Here is a 9,251-nt window from a genome sequence, read left to right on the forward strand (position 1 = left end):
AAAAAAGCGCGGCCTGAAAGCCGCGCTTTTTCATTCACCGCAAAGCCTTACTGCGCTTTGGTGTCGGTACTGGCCGCCGGAGTCGCTGCCGGTTTGGCGGCTGGCTTCTTGGCCGGTTCAGCCTTTTTCGCTGCCGGTTTGGCCGGGACTTTTTTCGCCTCGGTCTTGGCGGCAGGTTTCTTCGCTGCCGGCTTGGCTGGCGCTTTCTTGGCTGGCTCGGCTTTCACCGGAGTCGCTGGCTTCGGCGCTTCCACCGGGGCTGGCGCAGGTGCCGGAGTCGGTGCAGGCGCCGGGGCGGCTGGAGCAGGTGCCGGCTCTGGCGCTTTCACTGGCTCCGGTTTCTTCTCGTCATCCGAACCACCGAACAGGTTGGTGAAGAAGTTGCCCTTCTTCTTCGCCGCTGTCGCCGCACCGGCTGCACCTGCCGCCGCTGCTGCTGTGGCCGCTGCCGGGCCGACCTTGATCGGCTCGAAGGATTTGCCCGCCGCCAGATCTTCCACCTGGCCGGCCGCACGCTGGCCGGTGCGCAGTGCGCCTTCCAGAGTGCCCGGGTAGAGCGTGTCGGTGTGTTCGCCGGCAAACGCTACGCGCTGCAGCGGACGCTCCCACAGGCGCCAGTATTTGCTGATCTGGCCCGGACCGAAGGCCAGGTACGAACCGCCAGTCCCCGGGTCGGTGCTGTAGCGACGGATTTCATAACCGGTAAACGCACCACGGGCCTGTGGATAAAACGCATGCAGACGGATCAGTACCTGATCGACCATCTGCTTGTCGCCGAAGGCCTGCATGACGCGGGCGTTGTCGCCGGACAGGTTGATCACCACGTTGGCGCCACCCTTCAGGGCCGGTTCGATCCACAACATGCCCAGACCGGTGTTGCTGTAGATTTCGCCGGACATGCGCGCCTTGCTTTCCCACACCGGCGTCTTGAACTTCAGCATGATCTGGTCGCGCCAGCCGTAGTTGGTGCCCTTGATCGCCGCCAGATGCTGGGCGTCCAGCGCCGGGGTCAGCTGGATCTTGTCGAGGGCGCGCAATGGCACCGCCAGCACGACGTAGTCCGCCTGGTAGCCGACACTGCCGACCTTGACGGTCACGCCGTCCTTGTCCTGGACGATCGCGGAAACCGGGGAATTGGTCTTGATGGTTTTCAGTTGCTTGACGAAGGCCTGGGCCAGCACCGGGCTGCCGCCAACCAGACGCGAAGCACGCATGTCACGGTCGGACACACCGCGATAGACCCGGCTCTGCTGCGCGTAGTACAGCAGCGACAGACGCGAAGGCTCGTCGTAGTGGGTGCGGATATCCTGGTTGATCAGCTGGCGGGCGGTGGCCGGCAGGTTCTGCTTGTCGAGCCAGCTCGACACGTTGATCTGGTCCAGCGCATGCAGGGTATTGGTCGCCGCCGGGTTCTGCGGATCGTCGATCGAACGCGCCAGATCGTCACGGGTTTTCTCGAAGGCTTTCAAGGCCTGGGCGGTGGCCGGTTGCTTTGTGGCGAGGTCGGCAGCGGAAAAATACTCGCCGTCGATCAGGTAACCCGGGGTACGCACGAACTCAGGCGCCGGCGTGGTGCTCAGCTTGAAGGTCGAGACGTACTTGTTCAGCACCGGCTGGGCCTTGTCGTTGCCGATCCACTCGCTGGTGGCCATGCCGGAGCGACCACCCAGGCTCGACTTGGCTTCCAGCAGCGTGACCTGCCAGCCCTTGTTCTGCAGCTCGTAAGCCGCGGTCAGGCCCGACAGGCCGCCGCCGATCACGATCGCGGTTTTCTCCTTGGCCAGCGCCGTAACGCTGAAAAGCCCCAACACCACAAGCGCACAGGCGCGCAGCCAACCGACAGACATTCAGCGAACTCCGGAAATACACGTAGGAAAAAGCGGTTTTGCGGGTCAGTCGACCCAAAGAACCGCGAAGAATACGTCAGCCATCAAAACGCCGCCAGCGACGTCTATCGGCCCATACAAAGTAGCTCAATCGCCGCAATGGGTTGTCCCGGCGCGACGCATTGCATAGGCTTGCGCGATTGTTTGCCCGCGCCTGACGCGAGCCGCCTCGAGGAGACTGAACATGGGCCTGAACGACCAGTGGATGCAACGCGATCTCGCGGTGCTGTGGCATCCCTGCACCCAGATGAAAGACCACGAACAGCTGCCGCTGATCCCGATCAAACGCGGTGAAGGCGTCTGGCTGGAAGACTTCGAAGGCAAGCGCTACCTGGATGCCGTCAGTTCCTGGTGGGTCAACGTGTTCGGCCACGCCAACCCGCGCATCAACCAGCGCATCAAGGATCAGGTCGATCAGCTGGAACACGTGATTCTGGCCGGTTTCAGCCATCAGCCAGTGATCGAATTGTCCGAACGCCTGGTGAAAATGACGCCGGAAGGCCTGAACCGGGTGTTCTACGCCGATAACGGTTCGTCCTGCATCGAAGTCGCGCTGAAAATGAGCTTTCACTACTGGCTCAATCGCGGCCAGCCGAACAAGAAGCGCTTCGTCACCCTGACCAACAGCTATCACGGCGAAACCGTGGCGGCGATGTCGGTCGGCGACGTGCCGTTGTTCACCGAGACCTACAAGGCGCTGCTGATGGACACCCTCAAGGTGCCGAGCCCGGATTGCTACCTGCGTCCGCAGGGCATGAGCTGGGAAGAACACTCGCGCAACATGTTCGCCGCCATGGAACAGACGCTGGCGGAAAATCATGACAGCGTCGCGGCCGTGATCGTCGAACCGCTGATCCAGGGCGCCGGCGGCATGCGCATGTATCACCCGGTGTACCTCAAGCTGCTGCGCGAGGCTTGCGACCGTTACGGCGTACACCTGATCCACGATGAAATCGCCGTCGGCTTCGGCCGCACCGGAACGATGTTCGCCTGCGAACAGGCCGGCATTCGCCCCGACTTCCTGTGCCTGTCGAAAGCCCTGACCGGCGGCTATCTACCGCTCGCGGCGTGCCTGACCACCGACGAGGTGTACAGCGCGTTCTACGACGATTACCCGACCCTGCGTGCCTTCCTGCATTCGCACAGCTACACCGGCAACCCGCTGGCCTGTGCGGCGGCGTTGGCGACCCTGGATATCTTCGAACAGGACAACGTGGTCGAAAACAATCGGGCGCTGGCGCAACGCATGGCTTCTGCGACCGCGCACCTGGCGGATCATCCGAATGTCTCGGAAGTGCGCCAGACCGGCATGGTGCTGGCCATCGAAATGGTCAAGGACAAAGCCACGAAAGAGGCCTACCCGTGGCAGGAACGCCGCGGTCTGAAGGTGTTCCAGCATGCCCTGGAGCGTGGCGCGCTGCTGCGTCCGCTGGGCAGCGTGGTGTATTTCCTGCCACCGTATGTGATCACCCCGGAGCAGATCGACTTCCTCGCCGAAGTCGCCAGCGAAGGCATCGACATTGCCACCCGTGACAGCGTCAGCGTGGCGGTGCCGAAGGATTTCCATCCCGGGTTCCGTGATCCGGGCTGATTCAATATTTGTAGCGCCTGGACTGCCGCTTTCGCGAGCAGGCTCGCTCCCACCTGGAATACATTTCTCTGTGGGAGCGAGCCTGCTCGCGAATGAAGTCGACAACGATCCAACTGATTCACACCTTTCCAGAGACCCGAAATGAGACTGTCCCGCTTCTTTATCGACGCCCCCCTCGGCACCGGCGAACACGAACTGCCGGAAGCCCAGGCGCATTACATCAGCCGCGTGCTGCGCATGGCCGAGGGCGATGCGGTGCAGCTGTTCGACGGCTCCGGCCACGAGTTTCGCGGATCGCTGGTGGAGGTCGGCAAAAAGCGTGTCGTGGTACAGATCGACGAGCAGTTCGCAGGTCAGGTCGAATCGCCCCTGCGCATCCATCTCGGTCAGGGGCTGTCCCGGGGCGAGCGGATGGACTGGGCGATCCAGAAAGCCACTGAACTGGGCGTGACTGAAATCACCCCGATCTTCAGTGAGCGCTGCGAAGTGCGCCTGAAGGACGAACGCGCCGACAAGCGCCTGCTGCATTGGCGTCAGGTGGCGATCAGCGCCTGCGAACAATGCGGTCGTTCGCGGGTGCCGGTGATTCATCCGCCGGTGCTGCTGGCCGACTGGCTGAAACAGACCGAAGCCGAACTGAAACTGGTCCTGCACCCGGTGGCCGAGCCTTTGGTCAGCCATGCCAGGCCTGCGACGCTGGCGTTCCTGATCGGCCCGGAAGGCGGTCTGTCCGACGCCGAAGTCGAGCAGGCCAAAGGCAACGGTTTCCACGCCGCCCGCCTCGGCCCGCGCGTGCTGCGTACCGAGACGGCGCCGGTTGTGGCGTTGGCGGTGGCGCAGCAACTGTGGGGCGATTTCTGACCCGTCACTGCACCGGATCACTGATCGGTCTGGCGATGATTGCCTTGAGTTCACTGGTCATCGGGAACTCAAGGTTCAAGCCTTTCGGCGGGATCGGTTGTTCGAACCACTTGCGGTAGATCCCGTTGATCTCTCCCGAGCTGTACAGGTCAGCCAACACACCGTTGACCAGCGCCAGGAACTGCGGATCGTCCTTGCGCACCATGCAGCTGTAGATTTCCCTCGATTGCTCCTCCCCCACCACGACCCAGTTATGCGGATCGCGCGCCTTGGCCCGCTCGCCGTAAAGCAACGCATCGTCCATGTAGAACGCTGCCGCGCGCCCCGATTGCAGCATCTGGAACGCCTCGCCGTGATCCTTGGCGCTGATCACGAACATGTTCAGTTTGCGGTCGAGGTTGTAGCTCTTCAGATAGCGCTCGTTGGTGGTGCCGGCGGTGGTCACCACGTTCTTGCCGCGCAGATCGTCGAAGCGTTTGATGCCGCTGTCCTTTGCGGTCAACAACTGGCCTTTGACGTAGATGAAACCGTAGGAGAATGCGACCTGCTTCTGCCGTTCGGCCGTCACTCCGGTGGAGCCGCATTCAAGGTCGACCGTGCCGTTCTGCACCAATGGAATCCGCGTCTGCGAGGTCACCAGGTTGTACTTCACCTTCAGCTCCGGCAGCGCCAGCTGCTGCTTGATGCGCTCGACGATCCTGTCCGCCAGTTCCACCGAATACCCCATCGGCTGCCCGGTGTGATCGCCCACATACGAAAATGGCACCGACGCATCGCGATACCCCAGGGTGATGCTGTTGGCGCTGGCGATCTTGCCGAGCGTACCGGTCAGCGGCACTTCATTGGCCTGCGCCTGGGCGCCGATGAACAACGCCAGTGTGCAGCCGAGCAACGTGATTTTTTGCATTGTTATTCTCCGTTGTGGGTGGGGTGTTTCAGCAGAAACCGTCACGCCGCACGGGGATTGAACCCGTGCAGGTCAATGGATGTGCGTTGCTCGCCGATCAGTTCGCTGAGCAACTGCCCGCTGCCGCAGGCCAGGGTGAAACCCAGCGCACCGTGGCCGAGGTTGAGCCACAGATTGCGATACGCCGTGGCGCCCAGCAGCGGAACACCGGTGGGCGTTGCCGGGCGCATGCCGGCCCACTCGATGGCGGCGTCATAGTGGCCGGCGTCGGGAAAGGTGTCACGGGCCTGGCGCTTGATCAGCGCCAGTCGCTCGGGGTCCACCGCCGGGTCGAAACCGACGATGTCGACCATCGCCGCCACCCGCAGTTGCTCGCCAATGCGGGCGTAGACGATCTTGCGGTCGTAGTCGGTGATGCTGACGTCCGGTGCCCGCTGCTCGTTGCCGATCGGCACGGTCAGGCTGTAGCCCTTCAGCGGATACAGCGGCAGGCGCAGGCCAGGCAGCGCCAGCAACGGGCTGCGATGGCCGGCGGCGATCACCAGTTGTTCGACCGGCAGAATTTCGTCGCCAAGCTCAATGGCCGCGACGGCGCCGTGGCTGTGGCGAATACCGGTGACTGCCTGACCGAGATGGAACTCACAGCGGCCCGACGCCTTCAATCGCGCCGCCAACTGTTGGCAGAAACCGTGACAGTCGCCGACCTCTTCATCCGGCGTGTAGATCGCGCCCACAAACGGCGCGTCACTCAGTGCAGGTTCCAGTTGCGCACATTCGATGGCGGACAACACCTGCTGTTGCTGCGGATCGGCCAGGTTCTTTCGCGCATGATCGAAGCGGGCGGCATTGCGAAAGGTCACCAGCTTGCCGTTGCGCCGCCAGTTGAAGCCGTCGAGCCCGTCGTCCTCGCGCCAGCGTTTGAGTGTGCTTTGGCTGAACAATGCCAGACGCAACAAATGCGCAGCGTTTTCGCGGTTGACCGAGGTGCGGCACGCGGCGAGAAACGACGCCATCCAGCGCCACTGCGCCGGGTCCAGACGCGGGCGCAACTTGAGCGGTGAATCGCCGCGCAGCATCCAGCCGATTGCCTGCAACGGCACGCCGGCATCGGCCAGCGGCGCAACGTAACGGTAGGACAACTGGCCGCCGTTGGCGAAACTGGTTTCGCTGCCCAGCGACTGCCGCGCTTCGACCACCGTCACCTCGAAACCTTCACGCACCAGCGCATAGGCCGTTGCCAACCCGATCACACCGCCGCCGATGATGCACACGCCCTGAGCCATGTCCGTCCTTATTTCTATTTGAAGACGAGGCCGAGGTTAGGGTGAGGTGACAGGCGCCGAACAATGAATAAAGATGCCAGACCTATAAACCAAGGTTATGGACTCGCCATGCGCCTTCGCCACATCGAGATTTTCCAGGCCATTCGCCAGACCGGTTCGGTCAGCGCCGCTGCGCAGTTGCTGCACGTCTCGCAACCGGCAGTGACCAAGGTGCTGCAGCACGCCGAGCAGCAGTTGGGCTTTCCGTTGTTTCTGCGGGTGCGCGGCAAGTTGCAGGCGACCCCGGAAGCGCTGGAGCTGGAGCGCGAAGTCGACAAGGTCACCGAAAGCCTGCAAGGCGTTCGGCGTCTGGCCCAGAGCCTGCGCCGCGAGCCCGGCCACAGCCTGCGGATCGGCGCGACCCCGGCGCTGGCGCTGTCGTTGCTGCCACCGGCGATCCGGCAATGGACGGTGCAGTTCCCGGATATCGCCTGTGAACTGTCCAGCGCCCACAGCCGCGAACTGATGCAGAACCTGCTGATGCGCGAAGTGGATGTGGCCCTGACGTTGCAATTGCCGGATCATCCGGGGCTGAAGGCGCAGGCCCTTGCTTCGGGAGTTCTGGTGGCGCTGGCGCCGAAAGGTTACTGGCCGCAGGAAGACGCCGGTCAGCCGTTGTCGCTGATGGCACTGGCCGGTGCGCCGCTGATCGGGCTGTCCAGCGCCGACCCGCTGGCCGCCCGGCTCGACAGCTATCTGGAAGCCGTCGAGCCACCGCCTCGGGTGCGGATTGCCGTGCAGACTTACTCACTGGCCCGGGCGATGGTGGAATCCGGGGCGGGCGTGGCGGTGATTGACCCGTTTACGGCACTCGGCGCCTCATCGGCCACCACCACTATCCGCCCTCTCGCCCCGCCGCTGCCGATCACGCTGTACGCAGTAACTCGCGCCACCGAACCACCGCCGCATACCTTGAATGATTTGCTGCAAATCTTCAGTCAGCGCGCGGGTGAACAACTCGACCATCTGACCGGGGCTCAGAGGACATAAAAAAGAATCGCCACAAAATGCAGCAGGCTCCCGGCGATGACAAACAGATGCCAGATCCCGTGGGCATGGCGCAGGCGATCATCCAGTGCAAAGAAAATGATCCCCACGGTGTACAGCACACCGCCGGATGCGAGCCAGACAAACCCCGCCATCCCCAACGCGTCGATCAGCGGCTTGACCGCCACCAGCACGATCCAGCCCATCACTGCGTAGATCACTATCGACAGGATCCGCGCCTCGGAGCGCGGCTTGATCTCTTGCAGGATGCCGATCAGCGCCAGCCCCCAGACGATCCCGAACAACGTCCAGCCCCACGGCCCGCGCAGGGTCACCAGACAGAACGGCGTGTAACTGCCGGCGATCAGCAGGTAGATCGAAAAATGATCGACCTTCTTCATGATCGCTTTCTTGCGCCCGCGCACGCTGTGGTACACGGTGGATGCGCTGTAGAGCACCAGCAACGTAAAAGCATAAATCGCCACGCTGACGATCTTCCACGGGCTGCCGTCGAGGCTGGCGATCACCAGCATCCAGACGCCCCCGACGAACGCCGCTATCGCCCCGACCAGATGCGTCCAGGCGTTGAGTTTTTCTCCGTGATACATGTGTCGCACACCTCGATTTCATTACCGCAGCGCGCAAGGCTCGGGGCTTGAGCGTAAAAGCGCAATGTTTCCGTTCAACGCGGGCCTGCACCTGTCCTGATATTTGGGCACAATCGAGCGATACCAAGGAAGAGTCCGCGCCATGCTGATCGACGAAGAATTGACCCTGAAGAAACTCGAGGTGTTCCTCGCCTTCATGCGCACCGGCAACCTCGCCCGCGCCGCCGCCGAACTGCAGACCAGCAACGTCAGCGTGCACCGCGCGATCCATTCGCTGGAAAGCGCCCTGCGCTGCCCGCTGTTCAAGCACGAAGGACGCAACCTGACGCCGCTGGAAAGCGCCTACGTGCTCGAAGAGCGGGCGCAGAAGCTGATTCAGGATGTGGTCGAAAGCGTACGCCTGACCCGCGAAGCCGCCGGGTTTTCGGCCGAACGCTTCAAGCTCGGCTCGCTGTATTCACTGACGGTGAAGACCGTGCCGCAACTGATCATGGGCCTGAAGATCCGCCGCAGCGAACTCAACATCGACCTGATCCTTGGCTCGAACATCGACCTGCTCTACAAACTGAAAAACATGGAAGTCGACGCGATCCTGGTGTCGCTGGACGACACCGTCAACGACCCGGACTGCGAGCAGATTCCGCTGTTTTCCGACGACATCTTCCTCGCCACCCCGGCCGATTCCCGCTTCGCCCAACGCAGCGAAGTGGACCTGGCGCAGGTGCGCGACGAAACCTTCATCACCCTCACCCAAGGCTTCGCCACCCATCAGGACGGCATCCGGGTGTTCAGGCAAGCGGGTTTCGAGCCGAAGGTGGCGATGCAGGTCAACGATATCTTCACCCTGCTGAGCATGGTCAGCTCCGGGGTCGGTTATGCGTTGCTGCCGGGCAGGATTGCGGCGGTGTACGAGAACCGGGTGAAGCTGATCCCGTTGCAGGAGAAGTACCGGTTGCAGCAGCACATTGGCGTGGTGTTCTTGAAGGCCAAGGAGCGGGATCCGAATCTGCTGGCGTTGCTGGCGGAGTGTCGGATGTATGCCAATCGCCAGTTGGCGGTGTGATCAAAAGCAGATCAAAAGCTACCCCC

General features: G+C 62.6%; 8 protein-coding genes. 4 read left to right on the forward strand and 4 right to left on the reverse strand.

Translation table 11 applies throughout. The annotated features are described in order from the left end of the window. Positions 1–47: 47 nt before the first annotated feature. Positions 48–1,847: a flavin monoamine oxidase family protein gene (locus BBF94_RS26400; RefSeq protein WP_065261860.1), complete on the reverse strand. Its 1,800-nt coding sequence runs from the start codon at positions 1,845–1,847 to the stop codon at positions 48–50. A 223-nt stretch (positions 1,848–2,070) separates the two neighbouring features. Between BBF94_RS26400 and BBF94_RS26405 the strand changes: the two genes are divergently transcribed. Both BBF94_RS26405 and BBF94_RS26410 read left to right on the forward strand, forming a co-directional pair. Then, positions 2,071–3,477, forward strand: a complete 1,407-nt coding sequence (locus tag BBF94_RS26405; protein ID WP_065261861.1) for an adenosylmethionine--8-amino-7-oxononanoate transaminase — start codon at positions 2,071–2,073, stop codon at positions 3,475–3,477. Between the two features lie 141 nt (positions 3,478–3,618). Beyond that, a complete protein-coding gene (locus BBF94_RS26410) occupies positions 3,619–4,338 on the forward strand; it encodes a 16S rRNA (uracil(1498)-N(3))-methyltransferase (RefSeq protein ID WP_065261862.1) in 720 nt (239 codons plus the stop codon). 4 nt (positions 4,339–4,342) lie between these two features. On the opposite strand, the gene BBF94_RS26415 is transcribed toward BBF94_RS26410, so the two are convergent. Then, positions 4,343–5,245 carry a transporter substrate-binding domain-containing protein gene (locus BBF94_RS26415; protein WP_065261863.1) on the reverse strand — a complete coding sequence of 301 codons (903 nt, stop codon included), beginning with the start codon at positions 5,243–5,245 and terminating at the stop codon, positions 4,343–4,345. A 41-nt stretch (positions 5,246–5,286) separates the two neighbouring features. Further along, positions 5,287–6,528, reverse strand: coding sequence for a D-amino acid dehydrogenase (locus tag BBF94_RS26420; protein WP_065261864.1), 1,242 nt, complete (start codon positions 6,526–6,528; stop codon positions 5,287–5,289). Between the two features lie 108 nt (positions 6,529–6,636). On the opposite strand from BBF94_RS26420, the gene BBF94_RS26425 reads away from it, so the two are divergent. Beyond that, positions 6,637–7,557 (forward strand): LysR family transcriptional regulator, encoded by a 921-nt coding sequence (locus BBF94_RS26425; RefSeq protein ID WP_065261865.1) that lies wholly within the window; start codon positions 6,637–6,639, stop codon positions 7,555–7,557. On the opposite strand, the gene trhA is transcribed toward BBF94_RS26425, so the two are convergent. Then, a complete protein-coding gene (trhA, locus tag BBF94_RS26430; protein ID WP_065261866.1) occupies positions 7,545–8,162 on the reverse strand; it encodes a PAQR family membrane homeostasis protein TrhA in 618 nt (205 codons plus the stop codon). The genes BBF94_RS26425 and trhA overlap by 13 nt on opposite strands. A 142-nt stretch (positions 8,163–8,304) precedes the next feature. On the opposite strand from trhA, the gene BBF94_RS26435 reads away from it, so the two are divergent. After that, positions 8,305–9,225, forward strand: a complete 921-nt coding sequence (locus BBF94_RS26435) for a LysR family transcriptional regulator (protein WP_065261867.1) — start codon at positions 8,305–8,307, stop codon at positions 9,223–9,225. Positions 9,226–9,251: the final 26 nt, after the last annotated feature.

This window comes from Pseudomonas bananamidigenes (genome assembly GCF_001679645.1).
GTDB lineage: Bacteria > Pseudomonadota > Gammaproteobacteria > Pseudomonadales > Pseudomonadaceae > Aquipseudomonas > Aquipseudomonas bananamidigenes.